General features: G+C 72.4%; 17 protein-coding genes. 10 read left to right on the top strand and 7 right to left on the bottom strand.

Annotation, left to right across the window (positions count from 1 at the left end; genetic code table 11):
- The first annotated feature begins 145 nt into the window (after nt 1-145).
- The gene (locus Asi03nite_RS09075; protein ID WP_239102564.1) at nt 146-1,306 is read left to right on the top strand and encodes a helix-turn-helix domain-containing protein; all 1,161 of its coding nucleotides are present in this window, start codon (nt 146-148) and stop codon (nt 1,304-1,306) included.
- A 328-nt stretch (nt 1,307-1,634) separates the two neighbouring features.
- On the top strand, nt 1,635-1,844 hold the full coding sequence (locus tag Asi03nite_RS09070; RefSeq protein ID WP_203678111.1) for a hypothetical protein: 210 nt from the start codon (nt 1,635-1,637) through the stop codon (nt 1,842-1,844).
- A gap of 517 nt (nt 1,845-2,361) precedes the next feature.
- Here the strand turns inward: Asi03nite_RS09070 and Asi03nite_RS09065 are convergent.
- The gene (locus Asi03nite_RS09065) at nt 2,362-3,462 is read right to left on the bottom strand and encodes a calcium:cation antiporter (RefSeq protein WP_203678110.1); all 1,101 of its coding nucleotides are present in this window, start codon (nt 3,460-3,462) and stop codon (nt 2,362-2,364) included.
- 166 nt (nt 3,463-3,628) lie between these two features.
- Between Asi03nite_RS09065 and Asi03nite_RS09060 the strand changes: the two genes are divergently transcribed.
- A complete protein-coding gene (locus Asi03nite_RS09060; RefSeq protein ID WP_203678109.1) occupies nt 3,629-3,919 on the top strand; it encodes an Rdx family protein in 291 nt (96 codons plus the stop codon).
- Nucleotides 3,920-4,032: 113 nt separating this feature from the next.
- Here the strand turns inward: Asi03nite_RS09060 and Asi03nite_RS09055 are convergent, their stop codons facing one another.
- Both Asi03nite_RS09055 and Asi03nite_RS09050 read right to left on the bottom strand, forming a co-directional pair.
- On the bottom strand, nt 4,033-4,962 hold the full coding sequence (locus tag Asi03nite_RS09055; RefSeq protein ID WP_203678108.1) for a diacylglycerol/lipid kinase family protein: 930 nt from the start codon (nt 4,960-4,962) through the stop codon (nt 4,033-4,035).
- A 175-nt stretch (nt 4,963-5,137) separates the two neighbouring features.
- Complete coding sequence (locus Asi03nite_RS09050) at nt 5,138-6,295, bottom strand: LCP family protein (protein WP_203678107.1); 1,158 nt, start codon at nt 6,293-6,295, stop codon at nt 5,138-5,140.
- A 279-nt stretch (nt 6,296-6,574) separates the two neighbouring features.
- Between Asi03nite_RS09050 and Asi03nite_RS09045 the strand changes: the two genes are divergently transcribed.
- The 3 genes from Asi03nite_RS09045 to Asi03nite_RS09035 all read left to right on the top strand — a co-directional run bounded on the left by Asi03nite_RS09045 (nt 6,575) and on the right by Asi03nite_RS09035 (nt 9,471).
- Nucleotides 6,575-7,552, top strand: a complete 978-nt coding sequence (locus Asi03nite_RS09045; protein ID WP_203678106.1) for a glycosyltransferase family 2 protein — start codon at nt 6,575-6,577, stop codon at nt 7,550-7,552.
- Nucleotides 7,542-8,642 carry a glycosyltransferase gene (locus Asi03nite_RS09040; protein WP_203678105.1) on the top strand — a complete coding sequence of 367 codons (1,101 nt, stop codon included), beginning with the start codon at nt 7,542-7,544 and terminating at the stop codon, nt 8,640-8,642. The genes Asi03nite_RS09045 and Asi03nite_RS09040 overlap by 11 nt, the downstream gene beginning before the upstream one ends.
- A gap of 67 nt (nt 8,643-8,709) precedes the next feature.
- On the top strand, nt 8,710-9,471 hold the full coding sequence (locus Asi03nite_RS09035; protein WP_203678104.1) for a hypothetical protein: 762 nt from the start codon (nt 8,710-8,712) through the stop codon (nt 9,469-9,471).
- Here the strand turns inward: Asi03nite_RS09035 and Asi03nite_RS09030 are convergent.
- Complete coding sequence (locus Asi03nite_RS09030) at nt 9,461-9,613, bottom strand: hypothetical protein (protein WP_203678103.1); 153 nt, start codon at nt 9,611-9,613, stop codon at nt 9,461-9,463. The two genes, Asi03nite_RS09035 and Asi03nite_RS09030, sit on opposite strands and share 11 nt — an antisense overlap.
- A gap of 172 nt (nt 9,614-9,785) precedes the next feature.
- Here Asi03nite_RS09030 and lpdA point away from each other — a divergent pair, with 172 nt between their 5' ends.
- Both lpdA and nudC read left to right on the top strand, forming a co-directional pair.
- Nucleotides 9,786-11,165 carry a dihydrolipoyl dehydrogenase gene (lpdA, locus tag Asi03nite_RS09025; protein ID WP_203678102.1) on the top strand — a complete coding sequence of 460 codons (1,380 nt, stop codon included), beginning with the start codon at nt 9,786-9,788 and terminating at the stop codon, nt 11,163-11,165.
- 129 nt (nt 11,166-11,294) lie between these two features.
- On the top strand, nt 11,295-12,233 hold the full coding sequence (gene nudC / locus Asi03nite_RS09020) for an NAD(+) diphosphatase (protein ID WP_203678101.1): 939 nt from the start codon (nt 11,295-11,297) through the stop codon (nt 12,231-12,233).
- 178 nt (nt 12,234-12,411) lie between these two features.
- Here nudC and Asi03nite_RS09015 read toward each other — a convergent pair whose 3' ends face one another.
- Nucleotides 12,412-12,954, bottom strand: a complete 543-nt coding sequence (locus Asi03nite_RS09015) for a hypothetical protein (protein ID WP_203678100.1) — start codon at nt 12,952-12,954, stop codon at nt 12,412-12,414.
- A gap of 334 nt (nt 12,955-13,288) precedes the next feature.
- Between Asi03nite_RS09015 and Asi03nite_RS09010 the strand changes: the two genes are divergently transcribed.
- Complete coding sequence (locus Asi03nite_RS09010; protein WP_203678099.1) at nt 13,289-14,011, top strand: MBL fold metallo-hydrolase; 723 nt, start codon at nt 13,289-13,291, stop codon at nt 14,009-14,011.
- A 30-nt stretch (nt 14,012-14,041) separates the two neighbouring features.
- Here Asi03nite_RS09010 and Asi03nite_RS09005 read toward each other — a convergent pair whose 3' ends face one another.
- Complete coding sequence (locus tag Asi03nite_RS09005) at nt 14,042-15,007, bottom strand: hypothetical protein (protein WP_203678098.1); 966 nt, start codon at nt 15,005-15,007, stop codon at nt 14,042-14,044.
- Nucleotides 15,008-15,275: 268 nt separating this feature from the next.
- Nucleotides 15,276-16,064: a M15 family metallopeptidase gene (locus Asi03nite_RS09000; RefSeq protein ID WP_239102556.1), complete on the bottom strand. Its 789-nt coding sequence runs from the start codon at nt 16,062-16,064 to the stop codon at nt 15,276-15,278.
- Between the two features lie 279 nt (nt 16,065-16,343).
- Here Asi03nite_RS09000 and Asi03nite_RS08995 point away from each other — a divergent pair, with 279 nt between their 5' ends.
- Complete coding sequence (locus Asi03nite_RS08995; protein ID WP_203678096.1) at nt 16,344-21,515, top strand: diguanylate cyclase; 5,172 nt, start codon at nt 16,344-16,346, stop codon at nt 21,513-21,515.
- Nucleotides 21,516-21,569 lie beyond the last annotated feature (54 nt).

Raw genomic sequence — 21,569 nt, 5'->3', positions numbered from 1 at the left:
GGGGGTTGAGCAGCAACGAATGACGCCCGTCGTCTCTGACACGTGAGTGTCAATCCGTCGGGCCCAGCGCTACCGTTGCGCCTGCAAGGTCCCGGCCATCAGGGGAGCCGACATGCCGCGCCGCGCCGTTCCCATCAACCCGTCCATCGGGGAGCGCATCCAGACCCGCCGGGAGCTGCGCGGCTGGAGTATCCGCCACTCGGCCAGCCGGGCCGGGGTCGCACACACCACGTGGTCCCGGATCGAGCGCGGAGAGCTGCGCACCGACCGATATATGGTCGCGGACATCGCGGCGGCGCTGGAGTGCTCGATCACCGACCTGACCGGCCAGCCCTACGCCCCTGCCGACCGGCAGCTAGAGGCCGCGCACATCGCGGCCGAGCGGCTGTGGCAGACCATGATGGCCCTTCCCTTGGATGAACCGCCGTCCGCCGGGAGCGAGCCGACCGGCGACCTGTGGCGCGAGTCCGAACTGATCCGCGACCTCTACGCGCGCACCGATTACGCTGGCGCCCTCGGCCGCCTCGTCGGCCTGGTGCCGGTGCTGCACACTGCCGCCCACGGCCCCGACTCAGCCGCCGCGCTGACGGCCGCCGCCCAGGTCTACGGGGTCGGGATGGGGGCGCTGCTCAGCCTCGGTCATCCGGCGTACGCCTGGTTGGCCGCCCAGCGCTGCATCGAGGCCGCCCAGCGCCTGGACGATCCAGCCGCGCTCGCTGTGGCGGCGGTCAACCGGGGCCGGGTGTCCGCGAGCACCGGTGCCTACGGCCCGGCCTTCTCCACGGTGGATCGGGTCGCCGAGGAGTTGGAGCGGCACACCGACTCCCCTGCCGCGCTGGACGTGCTCGGGTTCACCCACCTGGCGCGTGCTCACCACGCCACCGGGATGCGTAACGAGAGCGCCGCCGCCGAGCACTTGGCTGAGGCCGCCCGGCTGGCCGAGCGCACCGGTGAGACCAACGCATGGGATCTCCAGTGGGGCGCGCGCAACGTCGGCTTGTGGACGGTCGCGCATCAGATCGACACCGGGCGCCCCGGAGAGGCTGTGGAGACCGCCACCGGCCTGGACGTGGCGACCCTGCCCCCGATTCGCCAGGTCTACCTCTACACCGACCTCGCCCGCGCGCTGGCCGACGTGAAGCGCAACGACGAGGCGGTCCGGATGCTGGTGACCGCCGAGCGGTTGGCACCCCAGCATGCTCGGTCCTCGACCGCCGCCCGGGAGACCGCCCGGCTCCTACTGCACAGGGCTCGCCACGCTTCGACCATCCAGGGCCTGGCCGAGCGGCTGGGCGTCGCGGACTGAATTCCCTGGTGCGTAACCGCACCAGCACTGGCGACCAACGACCGTAGCGTCCGCAGCACGGGTGCGGCGGCCGGATGGTCCTCCTGAGGTCGGCTCGTCGCTCCCTCCGGTCGATCGAGGGGAGGCGGCAAAATGGGCGCGATCTTGGCCGTAGGACCGCGCAAGCTGCCGGATCACGGGACTGTCCAAGTGTGGGTGGACAGCGGAAGCGGCGGCGGCCATGAGATCACCGTTCCTGCGAACCACCTTTCGGTGGCCGAGATGGACGACGGACAGAGCGAGACTGCGATCTACACACTCCAGGCGCGCGAGTGCCGGGGCTGAGGCTGTGGAGCACACCGAGGCTCGGCCGAGCTGGGATTGCCGTGCCTGTGGCAAGCCCTGGCCATGCGACCCGGCCCGGGAGCAACTGGCCACCGCAATGACCATGACGGAGCTGCGGACAGCCATGTGGATTCGGCTGGAAGAGGCCGCCCTGGAGCTTCCACCCGGCCCGGCCACCGAGCTGTTCGAGCGCTTTCTCCGCTGGGCAGGCTGATCCGAACAGGCCCGGCCCCGGCAGCGCCTCACCGAGAACAGGGCCGTCTCTGGGAGGGAGTTCGAGCGCCTGCTGGACGAAGCACACCGGAAACAGGTGAGGTGCTTCAGCTCTTTGGTCACCGACTGGCGAAGCTCGGCCCCGCGGCTCAAAACTTCGCTGTTGGCCAGGTCGCCCATGTCTCGGTCGCTGGCCTTCCAGATGACAGCGATGGCGATGCTCATCTGGGATTCCCAGTCGTCGGCGCTGATCAGGAACTCAACGATGCGTGATCTCAGCTCCGCGCGTCGCTTCTCGGCGCGCTCCATACGCACGACTTGGCGCTGATGCCGTTACGTTGAAGCCACGCCGCCGAGGGTGCCGACGACGGTCAGGAACTGCGGCAAGTAGTCGGTCACAGGGCTATCTCCGGGGCCGCAGAGGTGAGGTCACTACCGCCCGACCGTACTCTGAAGGCGAGACTACAAGGCTTCCGGCCGCTGACCGGCGTCAGACGCCGGTCAGCGGCCGACCCCGATCAGGGGCTTGCGGCCAGGAAGAGGAATGCGGCCAGCAGGCCCAGATGGACTCCGCCCTGGAGGACGTTGGCCCGGCCGGGAACGACAGTCAGCGTGCCCACGACCACGGTCAGAGCCAGGAGCACCATCTGAGTGCCGCCCAGACCCAGCATGAGCGGGCCGTCCAGCCAGATCATCGCCACGGCGATCGCCGGGATGGTCAGGCCGATGCTCGCCATCGCCGAGCCGAGCGCCAGGTTCAGGCTGGTCTGCATGCGGTCCCGGGCCGCGGCGCGCACCGCGGCGATGGTCTCCGGCAGCAGCACCAGCACCGCGATCACCACACCCACCACCGACGGGGGCAGCCCGGCACTCTCCACACCGGACTCGACTGTCGGCGACACTCCCTTGGCCAGGCCCACCACGCCGACCAGCGCGAGCAGCAGCAGGCCGAGACTGGTCAGCGCCGCCCGCCCGGACGGCGGATCGAGGTGCTCCTCCTCGTCGATGACCCGGCCCTCGGTCGTGATCGGCAGGAAGTAGTCCCGGTGCCGGCGCGTCTGCACGGTCACGAAGAGCAGGTAGAGCCCGAGCGACGCGACCGCCGCGAAGGCGAGCTGGTCCGGTGAGAACTGCGGCCCGGGCCGGCTGGTGGTGAAGCTCGGCAGCACCAGGCTGAGCGTCGCGATCATCGCCACGGTGGCGAAGGCCGCCCCGGTGCCCTCCGGATTGAACACCGCGATCCGCCGCCGGACCGCGCCGACCAGCAGCGAGATCCCCAGGATGCCGTTGCAGGTGATCATCACGGCGGCGAACACGGTGTCCCGGGCCAGCGACTGGGACTTCTCCCCGCCGCTGGTCATCAACGTGACGATCAGCGCCACCTCGATGATCGTCACCGCCACGGCCAGTACCAGCGACCCGAACGGCTCCCCGACCCGGTGCGCGACGACCTCGGCATGGTGCACGGCGGCCAGCACGGACCCGGCCAGCAGCACGGCGGCCAGCGCGACGACGGGCGGCGGCAGATCGCGCCCCCAGGTCAGCACGAGCGCGGCCACGGCGAGCACCGGCAGGTGGACCGTCCAGTGCGAGAGGTAGGAACGAATCTTCGGCGTCATCCGCCAACTCTGCCAGAATCCTCCCGGGCCGTCCCGTCCGTCAGCTTCCTCATCCGCCCCCTTCGTCACCGCTGCCCGCAGCGGATTCTCCCGCCCCGGTGCTTCGCCCCGCGGACCACTGATCAGGCGGTTGTGCCCGTTGGGCCGCCGGGCATACTCGATCGTTGTGACGAACCGGACGCCCCGCCTCGAGATCGAATACTGCACCCAGTGCCGCTGGCTGCTCCGTGCCGCGTGGCTGGCGCAGGAGCTGCTCACCACGTTCCCTCGGGATCTCGGTGAGGTGGCGCTGGTCCCGGGCGTCGGGGGCGTCTTCGAGATCCGTCTCGACGGCGAGATCCTGTGGAACCGCAAGCCCGACGGCTTCCCCGATCTCCCGCAGCTCAAGCGTCTGGTCCGCGACCGGGTCGCCCCCGGCCGCGACCTGGGCCACTCCGACCCCAAACCCTCCGCCTGACCCATCGCCGCACCCATCCAGGTCCAGCTGGTCATCCGGGGTGTCTCAAGTGCCTCGAGGCGCCCCTGGGCGCCAGCCGGGTGGCCGGCGCCGGTCGCGGTTGCGGCTGGTTGTCAATGGTCCGGGCTGTCGGCGGGGGCCATGATCCGCAGGGCGTTCGGGTCGACGGCGATGCGCATCGGCGTGGTGCCGCGCGGCTCCCCGTCCACCTCGACCGGCGCCGGCCGATCGGTCTCCAGCCAGAGCTCGCGGACCGCGAGAAAAGGGCGTTCGTGCAGGGTACGGCGATGCCCGGTAGCCGCGTTGCGAGCCGTCTCGCGGAGCAGGTCCCGCCGCGCCGGCCCGCCCACCGGGTACGCCACCAGCAGCCGGTCGTCGGCGTGGGCGTCCGCGGTGATCGGGCGGCCGGCGTGGAAACCGCCGTTCGCCACGTACACCTGATGGGTGTGGAATCGCAGGTCCCGCCCCTCGGCCCGGATGGTGGCGCGCAGCGGGCGGTGCCGGGTGAGCAGCCCCAGTGCGGTGATCGGGTAGGCGAGCCGCCCCACCAGGCGTTTCAGGCCCGGCGGGGCGCTGATCATGACCGCGGCGGAGAGGCCGATCCCGACGTGGTTGGTGAACGGCAGATCCCCGGCCAGCCCCAGATCCACGTCGATCACCTTGCCGCCGACCAGCGTGGTGATCGCGGTGTCCAGGTCCGGTTCGATGCGCACGGTGCGGGCGAAGTTGTTCGTCGTCCCGAGCGGGAGGAGTCCGAGGGCGACGTCACGGTGCGCGAGCATCCGTCCGGCGGTGCTGATCGTCCCGTCGCCGCCGCCCGCGATCAGCAGGTCCGGCCCCTTGCCCAGGGCGTCGGCGAGCAGCGGCTCCAGGTCGCCGGAGCGTTCCATCGCATACGTCCCGAGCAGCTCGAACCCGGCCCGCAGCAACCGCCGCCGGGCATTCTCGTAGAGCTGGCGCCCGCGCCGTGACCGGGTGTTGACGACGAGCGCCGCCCGCCGGTCGCGCCGGATGTCCTCGGTGAGCCGCTGCTTGCTCCGCACCCGCCGACCCTATCCGCGCGAGGTGTCCCGGCCCGGCACGCGGGGCCGGGCAAGACAGGTGGACCCGCCGGTACGCAGGGCCGTGCGAAGGGCCCGGCACGCCGGCCACGGAGGAGAACCCGGGAAAGACGAACGCCCCGCGAACCGGAAGGTCCGCGGGGCGCCGAAACCCGGGTCAGCTGTTGGCGATGAAGTTCGGGTGACTCAACAGGAAGGTGTCCAGGTTGTCCTTCTTGATGGTCTTCAGCAGCGCCATGCTGTCCTCGCTGAGCAGCTCGACGCTACCCACGCCGGGCACGTTCTCGGAGTTCAGCTTGCCCGCGTTGGTCTTGATGGTGATCAGCTTGTCCGGCTTGAGGCTGCGCATCGACAGCGCCCAGTCGGCCAGGTCGACCCCGCCGTCGTCGACGGTCATCGACTTGCCGAACGCGTTCAGGATCTTCGGCAGCTTGGTCGGCGAGTCGAGGCCGTCCTTCATCGCCTGGCTGATGATCGCCTTGAAGAACTGCTGCTGGTGCCGCTGCCGGCCGTAGTCCAGCGAGTTGTCCTCGAGCAGGTCGCGCTGGCGGACGAAGTCGAGCGCCTGCGCCGGGTTGAAGCAGTGATCGCCCTTGGTGTACGTGTTCGGCGTGACCCCGGCGATCGCGTGGTTGATCGTGCCGTCCTTGTTGATTTTGAACGGCTTGGCCGTGTTGCCCTGCCTGTCCTTGCCGAGGTGGATCGACTTGGTGGTGGTGTCCACGTACATGCAGACCCTGCCGAGCACGTTGACCACGTCACGGAAGCCCTGGAAGTCGATGATCGCTCCGGCGTCCGGGGTGATGCCGGTGAGGTCCTTGACCGTCAGGGCGAGCAGCTCGAAGCCGTGCTGGAGCGCCTTGTCCCCGGTCAGTCCACGGGTGCCGAACGCGAACGCGGCGTTGATCTTCGTCTTGCCACCGCCCCACCTCTGCACCCCGTTGTCGTACGCCGGGATGTTGACGTAGCTGTCCCGGGGCAGCGAGATCATGTAGCCGCTGCTGTGGTCCTTGTTGATGTGCAGCAGGATGATCGAGTCGGACCGCAGCGGCTCGCCGTTGGTCTGGTCGGGCCGCTGGTCGATGCCGACGAGCAGGAGGTTCTTGGCGCCGTCGAGGTCGACGTTCTTCCTCTCCTCCTTGCCCCCGTCCACCGGGATCAGTGACTTCTTGTCGATCGAGCCGGTGGCCGCGGCCAGCGTCGCCTTCAGGCCGATCGCCCCGCCCCCGCCGCCCACCAGCAGCACGGAACCGAAGACCACGGTCCAGAAGGCCCAGCGGGGCGTGCGGCGTCTGCGCTTGCTGGTCGTACGCAAGGGGGGTCTCCTCGGTCTCGGGCGGTCGTCTCGCCCTCAGAAATCTAGGACTGTCGTTCCACCCATTCAGACGGGCGCCGCAGGCCGAAAGATTGCCTGTCAAACATAGATTTTTGCTGAACGTAAGGTAAACGTAAGGTAAACGTAGCCGCCCCGGCAGTCTCGACGCCGAGTCGTGCTTCCCGGTTGCTCCACAGCCCGATGCCCTCCGTTAATCTTCACGCCGCTGGGTAGCCCTACGGTCCAGGCGACCGTTCCGACGCCGATAAGCGAGTTGCCATGTCCCCACAGCCGGATGTCAGTGTCGTCATCCCGACGTGTAACCGTCCGGAGCTGGCCGTCCGCGCGGTGCGCAGCGCCCTCGGGCAGACGCACCGGAACCTCGAGGTGATCGTCGTGATCGACGGTCCCGACGAGGCCACCGAGCGGGCACTCGCGGAGATCGGCGACCCCCGCCTCAAGGTAATTCCGCTGCCCGAGCGGGGCAAGGCCCCGAACGCCCGGAACACCGGCGCCCGGGCGGCCCTGGGCCGCTGGACCGCGATGCTCGACGACGACGACGAGTGGCTGCCGGAGAAGGTCGCCCGGCAGCTGGAACTGGCCGAGGCGGCCGAGGTGGAGTGGCCGATCGTGGCCTGCCGGATGATCAGCCGGACCCCGCGCGCCGACAACGTCATGCCGCGCCGGCTGCCCGAGCCCGGCGAGCCGATCAGTGAGTACCTGGTGGTCCGCCGCGGCCTGTTCTACGGCGACGGCTTCGTCCAGACCTCCTGCATCATGGCGCCCACCGAGCTGTGGCGGAAGGTGCCGTTCACCGTCGGCCTGCGCCGCCAGCAGGAGCTGGACTGGACCCTGCGGGCGCTGTGCGAGCCGGGCACCGCCCTGATCTACGCGGAGGAGCCGCTGGTGCTCTGGCACCAGGACGAGAACCGCGAGCGGATCAGCCTGGAGAACCCGTGGCAGGAGCAGCTGGAGTGGCTGCGCAACAGCCGCCACCTGTTCACCCCGCGCGCCTACGCGGCGTTCACGCTCAGCGTGCTCAGCTCGATGGCCGCGCCGACCCGCGACGCCAAGCTCTTCCGTGAGCTGCTCAACGAGGCGCGCGAGCACGGCCGCCCGGGCGCGGTCGACTACCTTACCCACATGCAGATCTGGGCCCTCCCGCCGAGCGTCCGCCACCACCTGCGCGACCTGGTGGTCGGCCGGGGCAACAAGGACAAGGACACCGAGCGGCAGGGCACCCCGCATGCCGAGTGACCGCCGGGTCGCGATCTGGCGCAGCGCGATGCTGCCCGGTTCCGAGACGTTCATCCGCAATCAGGGCGACGCGTTGACCCGCTGGTCGCCCACCTACGTCGGCGCCACCCGCTTGGACTCGGTGCTGTCCCGCCCCGACGACGTGATCGCCTTCCCGGACGGCAAGGGCTTCCTGCGGCTGCGCCTGACCGGCGCTTCACCCCAACTGCAGAAGACGATTGCGGGGGTACGCCCGGAGCTGGTCCACGCCCACTTCGGCGGCGACGGCTGGCTGGTCAGCCACTCCGCCCGCCAGCTCGGGGTGCCCCTGGCCGTCACGGTGCACGGGCACGACGTGACCCGCCAGCCGTCCAGCCCGGGGGCCAAGGGCGTGCGCTACCGCCGCAATCTGCAGTCCGTGTTCCGGCGGGCGGCGCTGGTGATCGCGGTCTCCGAGGTGATCCGTGGCCAGGCGGTCCGCTGGGGCGCCGACCCGGCCAAGGTGCGGGTGCACTACACCGGCATCACCGTGCCGGAGTCCGTCGAGACGCTGCCGAAGAAGTGGGACGTGGTGTTCGTCGGCCGGTTCGTCGCCAAGAAGGGCATCGACGACCTGCTCACCGCGCTGGCGGCGGTCCCGTCGCGGCCGCGTGCGCTGATCGTCGGCGACGGCGAGCTGCTGGACCGGATGCGCGCCCGGGCCGGGGAGCTGCGGGTGGACGCCACCTTCACCGGCAGCCAGACGCCCGGACAGGTGCGCCGCCACCTGCTGGAGTCCCGGGTGCTGGCCTGCCCGTCGAAGACCGCGCCGGACGGCGACACCGAGGGCCTGCCCACCACGATCCTGGAGGCGGCCGCGCTCGGCCTGCCGGTGGTCGCCACCCGGCACAGCGGCATCCCGGAGGCGGTCGTGGAGGGGGAGACCGGCCTGCTCAGCCCGGAGGCCGACCCGGCCGCCCTGGCCGCGTCGCTGACCCGCCTGCTCGCCGACGAGGATCTGCAGCGGCGGCTCGGGGCACGGGCCCGTGAGCACGTCACCAAGCACTTCGATCTGCTGGAGCAGACCCGGCGGCTGGAGGACCTGTACGACGAGGTGGCCGGTGCGCGCTAGGCTGACCAGCCGCTGACCACCGGCCACGCACTTTCCCGTACCTGACGGGGAACACGGGAGAGAACACATGATCTGTACGCACTGCGGCTCGCCGGCGGCGCCGACCGTCGGCAACTGCCCGGGCTGCGGCCGCGCGGTCGACCTGGCGCCGGCCACCAGCGCCTTCCCCGGTCCGCTGTCCGCGCCGGCGCCGGACGTGCCCGCGTCGCCGTATTCGGTGCCTGTCGATCCCTACACCGGCCCGACCACCGGCGACCCGTTCGCGCCTGCGCCGATCGCCGCGGACGGTTCCGGCGCCATGCCGTCCTCCGCGCCGCCGGCCGGCGCCGAGCCGTTCACGCCGGCGCCCCCGCCCTACGCGCCGGCGCAGCAGGCCGCGCCGCAGAGCCCGCCCGCGCCCTACGGCCCACCGCCCGCCGGTCAGCCCTACCCGGACCATCCTTACCCGGGACAGTCCTATCCCGGTCAGCCTTATCCAGGGCAGTCCTACCCGGGGCCGTACCCGGGGCAGCCGTACCCCGGTCAGCCGTATCCGGGGCAGCCGTATCCGGGGCAGCCCCACCCCGGTCAGCAGCCGTATGCGGCGTACCCCGGATATCCGCAGCCCGCGTCGGACAGCACCGTTCTCACCGTCCTGGCCTTCGTCCTGTCCGGCTTCGGCGTCCTGCTCACCTCGCCGATGATCGCGATCGTCGGCCTGGTCCTGGCAGCCTTCGCCAAGCGCCGCCACGAGCGCAACGCCCGGATCGCGATCGGGGTGGCCACCGGCTGTGTCGTCGCCGCGTTCGTCCTGAACATCCTGCTGAAGGGTCTGATCCTCAACTTCTGAGGCGCTCGCGGTCCGGCTCGCCGCCCGGGACCGCGGCGTCCCGCCGGTTGGCGATCAGGCTGGTCACGGTCACCGCGACCAGCACGCCGGCGATCACCGCGATGGTGACGGCCCACGGGGTGGGCGAGGCGATCGACGACACGGAGTCTCCTCGGACATGCGTCAACGTCCGAGGTCTCCCTCACCGTCCTGGCGCAACGGCGAACGCGCGGGGGCATGATCACACGCCCGTGACGCCCACCACGTCCCGGTCGGAGGTGCTCCCCTCGCCGGAAAGGATATCGGGTGCCCGGGATGGTCAGTACTGTCAGTTCATGGGCGAACATTTCGATCTCGTCGTGCTGGGCGCCGGGCCCGGTGGATACGTCGCCGCCATCCGCGGCGCTCAGCTCGGGCTCTCCACGGCGATCGTCGAGGACAAGTACTGGGGCGGGGTCTGCCTCAACGTGGGCTGTATTCCCTCGAAGGCGTTGCTGCGCAACGCGGAGCTGGCGCACATCTTCCACCACCAGGCGCAGACCTTCGGCATCGACGGCAAGGTCACCTTCGACTTCGCGGTGGCCCACCGGCGCAGCCGCACCGTGGCCGACGGTCGGGTCAAGGGCGTGCACTATCTGATGAAGAAGAACGGGATCACCGAGGTCCAGGGGCGTGGCTCCTTCACCGACGCGCACACGATCCGGGTCGGCGACCGCACGATCACCTTCGACCACTGCATCGTGGCGACCGGGGCGAGCACCCGGCTGATCCCCGGCACCAGCGTGACCAGCCGGGTGGTCACCTACGAGGAGCAGATCCTCGACTCGCGGCTGCCCGGCAGCATCGTCATCGTCGGGGCCGGCGCGATCGGCGTCGAGTTCGCGTACGTGCTGCGCAACTACGGCGTCGAGGTGACCATCGTGGAGTTCCTCGACCGGATGCTGCCGCTGGAGGACGAGGAGGTGTCCAAGGAACTGCTCCGGCAGTACCGCAAACTCGGCGTCGACGTCCGCGTCGGCACCAAGGTGGAGGGCATCGAGGAGGGGCCGGAATCGGTCCGTGTCACGGTCTCCCGCAACGGCGCGACGGAGGTTCTCGAGGCCGACAAGGTGCTCCAGGCGATCGGCTTCCAGCCCAACGTCGAGGGGTACGGGCTGGAGCGCACCGGCGTGCGGCTGACCGGCCGCGGGGCGATCGAGATCGACGACCGCTGCCGTACGAACGTCGAGGGCATCTACGCGATCGGTGACGTCACCGCCAAGCTGATGCTGGCGCACGCCGCCGAGGCGATGGGCGTCGTGGCGGCCGAGACGATCGCCGGCGCCGAGACGATGACGCTGGACTACCGGATGATCCCGCGCGCCACCTACTGCCAGCCGCAGGTCGCCAGCTTCGGGTGGACCGAGGCACAGGCCCGGGAGCAGGGTTTCGACGTCAAGGTGGCGAAGTTCCCGTTCACCGCGAACGGCAAGGCGCACGGCCTCGGCGACGCCACCGGCTTCGTGAAGATCCTCAGCGACGCGAAGTACGGCGAGCTGCTCGGCGCGCACCTGATCGGGCCGGACGTGACCGAGCTGCTGCCCGAGCTGACCCTGGCCCAGCAGTGGGACCTGACGGTCACCGAGGTGGCCCGCAACGTGCACGCCCACCCGACCCTCGGCGAGGCGGTCAAGGAGGCGGTCCACGGCCTCGCGGGCCACATGATCAACTTCTGACGTGCTTCGGCCCGGATCCCTGGGCGTCGTCACCCGGCGGCGCCCAGGGGTTCCACAAGAGACTGACGCGGGCGGCGTGCTGCGCCGGTGCGAGCCGCTGATCGTACGATCTTGTGATAGGCAACCGGAGTGGCATTCGACGGGCTGTTCTACACCGAGACCCCTTACGACCGTGCCCCGAGCCTGCGCCAGGATCCCGCCTGGGTGGCCGCCCAGGCGGCCCGCCCGGACGCTCGGGTGATCCCGCTCTGGCGGGACCGCTGCCTGACCACCTCCGGCCAGCCGGTCGTCGCGTCCGGCACGCTCGCGAACGGGCTCTCGCCGGCTGCCGACCATCAGATCACCCTTCTCGGCCTCACCCCGCGGACCACGGCGCCCGGCGCGACCCCGGTCTTCGCGGTCGACCTCAGCGACTACGAGGAGGCCGACGCGCTGCGCGTGGCCGGTGCGGACGCGACCGCCGACCTGCGGTCGCTGGCCGCGACCCTGCCACACGCCGAGGCGGCCACCCTGGCGTACGCCCGTGGTCTGCTGCACTGGAACCGCGCCACCCGGTTCTGCGGCTCGTGCGGCTGCCCGGCGGTCAGCGAGCACGCCGGCCACGTCCGCCGCTGCACCGGCCGGCACTGCGGGCGCCAGTTGTTCCCGCGCATCGAACCCGCGGTGATCGTCCTGGTCGAGGCGCCCGGCCCGGAACCCCGCTGCCTGCTGGCCCGGCACCACGGCGCCGCCCCGGACCGGTTCGCGTTGATCGCCGGCTTCGTCGAGATCGGCGAGAGCCTGGAGGGCACGGTGCGCCGTGAGGTTCTCGAGGAGGCGGGTGTGCGGGTGGGCGAAGTGTCCTATCAGGCCTCCCAGGGGTGGCCCTTCCCGGCCGGCCTGATGATCGGGTTCCGCGCGCGGGCGGTGGACGACACCATCGCGGTGGACGGGGCGGAACTGCAGGAGGCCCGCTGGTTCACCCGGGCCGAGGTGGCCGCCCGCGCGTCGTCCGGCCCGCCCGACTCGATCGGCGGTCATCTGCTGCGCGCCTGGGCCGGCCTTCCGCGCCCTGCCGCCGTGCCCTGAGCCGAAGGCCGTCCCCGGGTTCCGCGATCGTGCCGCAACGACCTGCCCACCGGCTTTGCGGTATGCCTCAGCGGTGTCCTCGTCCTTGCTGACGTGCCACAACGGCCACTCCCGGCATCGCGGCCGCCTCAACGGCCTGCTTTCGGCCCCGGTGGCGGCTCGTCGCCGTGCCGTGCGGTCAGGCACGGTCGAACTGCCGCAACACCGCGCCCAGCCCGAGCGTCAGCGCCGGCCCGGGCAGGCGCGAGCCGGGACCGTACCGGCGCCCCGGGTTCTCCCGGTCCACCAGGTCCGCCCACAGATCCGCCACCGGGTCGCCACCGCCGGGCAACTGGTGGCCGGCCGCGAGCAACAGCCGCGCGAGGTCGTTCTGCTGGCGCAACCGCTGCTGCTCGAAGATCCGGCTCCAGTGCAGCAGCGAGATGGAACTCTCCACGGTGTCCGGAACCGTCTCGTCCAGCATCGGCAGCGGCCGCGCCGCCGCCCACGCCGCCAGTTGCGCCCCGGTCACCGTGTCCGGGTCCCCGCCGGTGCTGCGGGCCAGCGCGTACGACAGCAGCGCCGTCGTCTCCACCAGCAGATGCTGCACCGGCACCAGACCGGGCGGGTCCAACCACCAGTGATCCGCTTCGAGCAGATCGGCCGCGTGCCGGGTCGCCGCCCGCCACCAGCCCTCGTCCCCGGCGGCCAAGGCCTCGGTGTAGGACCACAGAAAGGTCACGCTTCCGTGCTACCAGCGCCGTTTGACACGAGTCAATCACGCGAACGCGTGGCCGCCCGGTTCCGGGCCGCCCGCTCGCTGGCTGTCCGCTTCCGGGCGGCTCGCTTCCGGGCGGCCCACCTGCGGTCGGCTCACCCGTGGGCGCGCCCCCGAGCCCGCAGTGCCAGAGCCGCCACTCACGCGGGCCGAAGCCGCAGCGCGAGGGCGGCGACGGCCAGCAGGGATTCGGACAACGGTGGCAGCCCCGTATCGGTAGGTATCGCGACTATGTACGTCGACATCAGGCGCATCCGCCGGGTTCCCGTGGTCCCCTCCGGTGCGGTAGGCATGAGAGATGACCAGCCGCCGTCTGTTCGTCACCGCCGGGGCCGGAGTGCTGGGCCTGGCCGTGGTCGACACGCTGACCGCCTGTTCGTCGTCCCCGGCGTCGTCCCCTGCGCCGCCGACGTCCCCGGCGCCCGCGCCGACCGCGCTGCCGGCCGGCTGGCACCGGGTCAACCGCAGCTACGTCTCGGCATATGCGCTGCTCCGCGGTAGCGAGGCGGCGGTCGTCGACACCGGCACGCCGGGCTCGGCCAGCGCCATCGAGGACGCGCTGAAGGCGGCCGGCAGCGGCTTGGCCGCGGTCAGGCACGTGATCCTCACCCACTACCACGACGACCACATCGGCGGCCTGGCGGAGATGGCGCCGCGGCTCAAGGCGTCGATCTACGCGAGCGTCAACGACGGCGCCAACATCGTCTCGGACCAGGAGATCAAGACGCTCGGCGACGGCGCCGAGGTGTTCGGCCTGCGGATCGTCGCGACGCCGGGGCACACGCCGGGGCACATCTCGATCTTCGAGCCGGCGACCGGGACGCTGGTGGCCGGCGACGCGCTGCGCACCCAGAACGGGCTGGAGGGCTCCGACCCGCAGTACACGTCAGACCTGGCCGCGGCGAAGCAGTCGGTGAAGAAGCTGGCCACGCTGGACGTCCGGGCGATCCTGCCGGGCCACGGCGAGCCGCTGACCGCCGGCGCCAAGGAGGCTCTGCGGACATTGGCGGCGTCCCTCTGACGAGGTCCGCCGCCCGGGGTCCCGGTCCGCTTATCGCTTCCGATTGATTTTCTGTACGGCGGTACGCGCGATCGTCTCGAGCTCGTGCTGACTCGGCTCCTCGACGTGCGCGAGCAGCACCGTGACGGCCACCCCGCGCACCGCCACCGCGACGGCCTTGCCGCGCACGGTGATCGGCGGGTGGTTCAGCTCCACCTCGAAGCGCACACCGGCCGATTCCTCGCCGAGCTTCGGCACGCGCAGCGGGAACATCGCCATGTGCAGGTAGTCCGCCGTGCCGGGCCGTCCCTCGTCGTAGGTGGGGCAGCGCCGCGGCGAGTCGGCCACCGCGGCGACGATCTTCCGGGCGGCGCGGTCGCCGGCCGGGTTGATCGCCTCGAGCAGGACCGGCCCGGTCTCGCCCTTCATGAAGGCGGCCTGCACGGTCGGGTCCTTGCCGCCGTCGTTGCCGCCGGGGGCCGGGCTGCCGGTCCGTGGCGAGTCGCTGGGCCGCGGGCTGAGGCCGGGCCGGGCCGACGGCCCCACCGGCAGGTCCGCCCGGGCATCCGTTGTCGTCGTGGCGCCCCCCGGAGCCGAGGTCGCCGGGTTCGGCGGCGCGGACTCGGCGGCGCCCGGGGCCAGGGTCATCATGGCCGCCAGGACCGGCGGGACCGCGGCGGTCCGCGGGCTCGGGCGCACCGGCAGCCCGGGTCCGGCCGGCGAACCGGGCGCCACCGGGCGGTCCGGGACCTCGGGCCGGTCCCCGGCCGGCGGCCGGTCGCCGGCAACCTTGGCGCAGTTGCCGCCGCCGGTGCCCGCGCCGCTGAACGACATCATGTCGCCCGGCACCGCCACGTACCCCTTCGGCAGGTCACGGAGGGTGAGCAGGGCCGCCTTCAGACGATCCGGTCCGTCCGGCGCGGTCGTTACCGCCGGGGTCCCGGTGCCCGCCGCGGCTGCTGGATGGGTCAGGGCCAGGTCGGTGGTAAGCGCCGCCGTACCCACACTCGCGGACACCGCGAAAGCGAGAGGAATTCCTAAAACCGCTTTGACCGTTTTATACCGAATAATCTGCATTTCTCCACTTTAGCTGCAGCCTTTCCGCGACAGGCGCATTCCCCGGGACGCGCGGCCCCACCTCGCAAGACAGCCAACGCACCGCTGACCGCCGGCCAAAACCGCTCGGCCGGCAGTGGAGTCCCTCGCAAGGGCTGAGGGGCTTCTGACCGCCGGCTGGCGCCCGGCGGCCGGCACTCATGGGTGTCTCGCGGGTTCGGGGCAGGGGTCAGAGGTTGGTGGGGCTGAAGTGCATGTAGTCCTTGAGGGAGTGCCAGCGGCCGCCCCAGGCGAAGCCGTTCGCGGTGAACGCCGCCGCGGCGCCCGCTTCGTGGATCATGCCGGTGCGGTACGGGCCGCGGGGGATCCACGGCTCGCTGTGCGGGGGATCCAGGTAGTCGCCGCGGATCATCGGGTTCTGGCGCGGGTTGACGTCGATGGCCAGGCCGTAGGCGTGCTGGGACCACTTCGTGGTGCCGGCGACGGTGCGGCACTCGTAACCGCTGGTGACGATCGAGCGGTCGGTCGAGCCGGGCAGGTTCACCGAGGCGGGCTGCATCACCGCGATGGGGAAACGCCACTCGTAGAGCAGGGCGAACGCGCGCTGCGTGGCCGGCGCTATCGACTCGTGCACGATCAGGTTGCCGTCGTGGACGATGCCGTCGAAGTCCATGTACCTGACCCAGACCCGGCGCAGTTCGGAGGCGGGAACCGGGCAGCGCTTGGCCGGGTCGCCGTTGACCTCCGCCGCGGTGACCGGTTCGACGCGGGTGCTCCACCGCGGGCGTACCTGATAAGAAGCGGACAAGCGCACGGCGCCGTCGGGCCTCAGCGTGGCCTTCGCCGCGAGGTTGTTCCAGCGCCGCAGTTCGCCGACCGTGACGTGATAGCGGTCCGCGATGCCGGAAAGCGTGTCGCCGGGGCGGATGATGTGCCCCGGCGGGGTGGCCGAGGCGGCCGGCGCCGCCCAGCCGGCCGGAGACGACAGCAGCAGCACTGCGAGCAAGCGTTTGAGCACGTCATACACGTTCCGGCCGGACCCCGGGACGGCGCAGCGGAACGCCCCCGGACCAACTCGGAAGAGGGCGCCGGCACAAGTCGGGCGGGAGGCGGGACGTTTCGGGCTTGCCCGGGGACGAGTCGTCGGTGTCAGCCGGGCGGCGCGGCGCAACGCCGCCGGTCCGGCCCGGGGGGAGTCACCGCCGGGGCGGGGCGGGGAAACAGAGAGGAAAGTTCAGGTTCCGGCGCCGGCGGCCGAACAGCAGAAGTGCAGACCGCTACGGAATGAGTGCTTTCGGTGACGGATACCCCCCAGACGCGCCCCGCCAGCAGGCCGCACACCGCTGAGCTGACCGGCCTCGAAGTCGTCGAGGAACTGGGCCGTGGCGCTTTCACCATGGTGCACCACGTCCGGCACGAAGGCGGCGACTATGCGCTGAAGCGCCCGCTGACCGACGCCGGCGAGCTGCCCGGGATCCGGACCGCCTTCCAGCGGGAGGCCGCCCTGCTGGCCTGCATCGACGACCCCGGCGTGGTGGGCGTGCACGCGGTCGGCGACGTGGACGGCGTACCCGGTCTGGTGCTCGAGCGCCTCTCCGGCGGCACTCTCGCCGACCTGCTGGTCTACGGCGTGCTGACGCCCGAGCGCACGGTGGTCCTGGCCGCGCAGCTGGCCCAGGGCCTGGCCGCCGCGCACCGGGTGGGCCTGGTGCACCGGGACATCAAGCCGGACAACATCATGATCGCCGCGGGCGGCACGGCCAAGCTGATCGACTTCGGTCTGGCCCAGCTCGGCCGGGACGCCGGCGAGAACCAGGCGGTCGGCACGTTCCTCTACACCTCGCCGGAGCAGTCCGGGATGCTGCGCCGGCCGGTGGACGGGCGATCCGACCTCTACTCGCTCGGGGTGGTGCTCTTCGAGTGCCTCACCGGGCGTCTGCCGTTCGAGGCCGGCGACGTCGGCGAGCTGCTGCGGATGCACCTGGCCGCGCCGGTGCCGGATGTGCGCGAGAGCCGCCCGGAGATCGACCCGGTGCTCGCCGGCGTGGTGCACCGGCTGCTCGCCAAGGACCCCGACGACCGCTACCCGGACGCCGCCACCCTGCTCGACGCCCTGCGACACGCCCCGGGCGGGGAGGCCGCGCAGGCCCCGGCGGCCGGCAAGTGGCAGATGTGCGGCCGGGACGCCGAGGCGGACCGCCTGGCCCGCCGCTGGGAGCGGGCCCGGGCCGGGCTGGGCGGCGTCGTGCTCGTCCACGGCGGTCCCGGCTCCGGGCGCACCCGGCTGGCCGACCACGCCGCCGGGCTGGCCGCCGCGGCCGGCTGCCCGGTGCTCTGGGGCACCTGCCGCCCGGACGAGCCGGCCCCGCTCGCCGTGTTCCGGGAGGCCGTGCGGGCCTCGACAGCCCGGATCCAGAAGCTGCCCGAACCGGCCCGCGCCCACGCCGAGCAGCACATCGTCGCGGCCGTCGCGGCCGCCGGCGCCGCCCAGGTGCACACGCTCTTCGGCGACCTCGGCGGGCTGCTGGAGGACCCCGGCCCGGCGGCGGCCGGCGACGAGCACGTCTTCGCGGCCGGCGCCGCCTTCCTCGGTGAGCTGGCCCGCCGCGCCGACGGCATGATCGTGGTGATCGACGACGCGCATCTGCTGGACACCGCCACCCGGCGGCTGCTCTCCGCGCTCGCCCCGGAGCTGCCCGGCCTGCCGCTGCTCGTGCTGCTCACCGACACCGGCGACGGCGTGGACCTGGGTGTTCCCGGCACGCTGGAGCTGACCTGCACTCCGCTGCCGCCGGCGGTGGTGGCCGAGGTCGTCGCGTCCCGGCTGCCCGGCGCCGAGGTGCCGGCCGAGCTGGCCCGGCACGTCGCGGTGCGCACCGACGGGACCCCGCTGGCCGTGGTCAGCTACCTGATGCGGCTGCTCGACGCCGGCCTGCTCGGGCCGATGTGGGGCACCTGGCGGCTGGACACCGCGGGCGCCGACGCGCTGCCCGCCGCGTCCGGCGTGCGCGACCTGCTCGCCGCGCGGCTCAACGCGCTGTCCCTGCCGGTGCTGGACCGGCTCACCGTCGCCGCGGTGGCCGGGATCCGGTTCCGGCCGGAGGGCCTGCCCGGCGCCGACGACGCGGAGACCCTGGAGGCGCTCGCCACCGGCCTGGACCGGCACGTGCTGGAGGTGCGGCCGGGCGGCTGGTACGCCTTCGTCCACCCGCAACTGCGCGAGAGCCTGCTGCTGCGGCTCACGCCGGACGAACTGTGCCGGTGCCACGCGAGGCTGGCCGCGGCCGCCGAGGCGCTGCCGCCGCAGCTGCGGGACGATGCGTACGCGTACACGGTGGCGCGCTACTACCACGGCGCCGGCAACGCCGCCCCGGAGGCCGACCGCCGCCGGGCCGCTGCCACCGCGGGCCTGCGGGCGCTCGCCGACCAGGCCCCGGCCGACGCGATCCGCTACCTGGGCGAGGCCATCGAGGGCGACCCGGCGCCGGCGCCCGCGCTGCTGCACCGGCTGGCCCAGGCGAATCTGCGGGCGGGCCGGCTCACCGAGGCCGGCCAGACCCTGGAACGGGCGCTGGCCGTCGAGCCGGACCCGCTGCGGCGCGCCGGGATGTACCTCACCCGGATCGAGCTGAGCCACACCACCTGGGACGACACCCGGGCGCTCGCCGCGGTCCGGGACGCGCTCGCCGAGCTGGGCCGCCCGCTGCCCGGCAACGGGCCGGGCCTGGTCGGCTCGACACTGGCGTCGGCGTTCGCCGGTGGGGTGGTACGCCGTACCGGCATCGGGTTCGGAACGGCCGCAGGCCGGCGGCGGGAAGCGCTCGCCGTGCTGACCGCCGTGCTGGACGCCGGCGGCTTCGCCGCGGCCATCGGCCTGCGCCTGAAGGAGGCGGGCATCCTCGCGCTGCGGGCGATGTACGCGGTGAACCGCCTCGGCCCCAGCCCGGAGTACGCCCGGGTGTACGCCCTGGCCGGCTACGTCACCTCGATGGTCGGGCTGCGCGGCGCCGGCGAACGCTGCCTGCGCCGCGCCACCGAGGTCGCCACCGGGCTCGGCGATCCCGCGCTGCTGGCCTACGTCGAGTGGATCCGCGGCTGCTCGATGCTGCTCGGCGGCTACGACGACGGCACCGCCTGGGAAAAGGCGATCACCAGGAACGCCCGCTGGTACGAGCCGGCCCAACTGTTGCCCGGCCACGCCTCCCAGGGTCTGCGGCAGCTGTTGCGCGGCTACCCCGCGGAGGCCGAGCGCGAGTACCAGCGCGGCCTGCGCGGTGTCGCCGATCCGGCCCTGACCTACGGCACCTCGCTCGGCATGCTGGGCGCGATGATCCCCGCCTACCAGGGCCGGTTCGGCGAGGCCGCGACCGCCCTGCAGCGGCTGCGCGAGGCGTTCCCGCCCGGCGCCGGCACCCGCGTGCAGCGCGCCCACAACCTCACCGCGCAGGCCTGCGTGCTGCTCGAACAGGGCGAGGTGGGCGAGCCGTTCGAGGCGGTGATGACCGAGTTCCGTGAGCTCGGGCTGCGCCACCGGGATCTGATGGTCCAGCACAAGTGGATCTTCACGTTCCAGGCGCACGCCCGGCTGATCCGGCTGCGCTACAGCAGCGGCGAGGACCGGCCCGCCCGGCTGGCCGAGGCCGTCCAGGCGATCCGCGAGCTGGGCCGGGCCGGCGGCTCGCCGTTGATCAAGCTGTCCCACGCGCTCTGCCAGGCCTCGCTCTGCCAGCTCACCGGCGACCACGAGCGCAGCGTCAAGCTGGCCGACGAGGCCGAGAAGCGGGCCCGCGACCTGGACGCGCCGATGGCCCAGTACGAGCTGCACCGCATCCGGGCCCGCGCGTTCCGCGCTCTCGGGCAGATCCACGAGGCCGACCGGCAGGCCCGGGCCGCGCTCACGCTGTCCGCCTGCTACGGCTGGGAGCCGCGGCGGCGGCAGACCCGCACCGAGTTCGGCGTGGACGAGGAGGCCATCACCCACAGGCGTACGGTCACCGAACGCCGCGGCGCCGGCGCCGGCCGCAACCGCCGGCTGGAGGCGCTGCAGCAGATCAGCACGGCCGCCGCCACCGTCCTCGACCCGCAGCAGCTGGCCCGGGTCGCGCTCGACGAGATGCTGCGCATCCTGGGCGCCGAGCGGGCGCTGTTCTTCCTGCTCGACGAGGCGGGCGAGCCGGTCCGCTTCGCCGGCCGGGACGCCGCCGGCGATCTGGCCGGCGCCATCGAGTTCGGCGCCACCCTGGTCCGCCGGGTCGCCGAGTCCGGCGAGGCGGTCGTGGTCACCGGCACCGACCAGGGCGCCGCGCTCGGCTCACGCAGCGTCGTGGTGCACGGCCTGCGCAGCGTCCTGGCCGCCCCGGTGCAGTTCAAGGGACGCCTGGTCGGCGTCGTCTACCTGGACAGCCGGCTGGCTCGGGGCATCTTCACCGACGACGACATCGAGGTGCTCACCGCGGTCAGCAGCCACGTCGCGATCTCCCTGGAGACCGCCCGGGCGGCCCAGCTGCACCTGGCCGTGCAGGCCGCGCAACAGCAGCAGGAGCTCGCCGAGATGCTGCGCGCCAGCCTGGCCGAGCTGACCGGCATCCTGGAGCCGGACCGGCTGCTGCGCCGGCTCGGCGGCACCCTGCGGACCACCCTCGGCGCCGGCTCCGGCTGCCTGGTCAACCCGGACGGCGAGGTGCTGGAGCCGGCCGGGATCGCCGGGCGCCGCCTCACCGCGGAGGAGACCGCCCTGCTCGCCGGCCTCACCGCGCCGGCCCTGCTGGACCCGGCCGGCACCGGCGGGCTGCGCGAGCGGCTGCTCGACGGGGAGCCGGTGGCGCTGGCCGTGCCGCTGGACGGCCGGGACGGGCGGGCCGGCGTGGCGCTGCTCGGCGGCGCCGCGCTGGACGACACCAGCCGGCAGGTGGCCGCGGCGCTCTCCTCGCAGGGGATGACCGCTTACGACAACGCGCGCCTGTTCAGCCGGGTGCAGGAACTGGCCACCACCGACGAGCTGACCGGGCAGCACAACCGGCGGCACTTCTACGCGGTGGCCGGGGCACTGGTGCGGGCCGCGACCCGCGGCGGGCGCCCGCTCGCGGCCGCGATGCTGGACATCGACAAGTTCAAGAGCGTCAACGACACGTACGGCCATGGTGTGGGCGACGAGGTGATCCGCACCGTGGCGCGGCGGATCCGGGCCGTCCTGCGGCACTCCGACGTGCTCGGCCGGTACGGCGGCGAGGAATTCGCGATCGTGCTGCCGGACCACGACGGCGAGGCGATGGAGCTGGCCGAGCGGATCCGGGCCGCGGTGGGCGGCGAGCCGGTTCCGACCCAGGCGGGACCGCTCACGATTACGATCAGCATCGGCTTGACCCGTCTGAGTGATGGCGACAGCGCGCTTGACGAACTGCTCGCTCGGGCCGATCACGCCCTGTATCGGGCAAAGGAGTCGGGCCGCAATCGTGTGATGTCCGACTGAAGGACGGATGCGCAGGTGAAAGGGGTCGCCAGGCGGAGAGGTGGCCCCTTATCA

Source organism: Actinoplanes siamensis, from assembly GCF_016862395.1.
Taxonomy (GTDB): Bacteria; Actinomycetota; Actinomycetes; order Mycobacteriales; family Micromonosporaceae; genus Actinoplanes; species Actinoplanes siamensis.
Note: the sequence above shows the minus strand (reverse complement) of the source record. Positions and strands in the feature narration are given on the sequence as shown.

What these genes read in the sequence shown, in the direction of transcription:
- Asi03nite_RS09065 (WP_203678110.1), bottom strand. Translation starts at nt 3,462, where the DNA reads ATGACGCCGAAGATTCGTTCCTACCTCTCGCACTGGACGGTCCACCTG.
- Asi03nite_RS09045 (WP_203678106.1), top strand. Translation starts at nt 6,575, where the DNA reads ATGTCCCCACAGCCGGATGTCAGTGTCGTCATCCCGACGTGTAACCGT.
- Asi03nite_RS09040 (WP_203678105.1), top strand. Translation starts at nt 7,542, where the DNA reads ATGCCGAGTGACCGCCGGGTCGCGATCTGGCGCAGCGCGATGCTGCCC.
- Asi03nite_RS09035 (WP_203678104.1), top strand. Translation starts at nt 8,710, where the DNA reads ATGATCTGTACGCACTGCGGCTCGCCGGCGGCGCCGACCGTCGGCAAC.
- lpdA (WP_203678102.1), top strand. Translation starts at nt 9,786, where the DNA reads ATGGGCGAACATTTCGATCTCGTCGTGCTGGGCGCCGGGCCCGGTGGA.
- Asi03nite_RS09010 (WP_203678099.1), top strand. Translation starts at nt 13,289, where the DNA reads ATGACCAGCCGCCGTCTGTTCGTCACCGCCGGGGCCGGAGTGCTGGGC.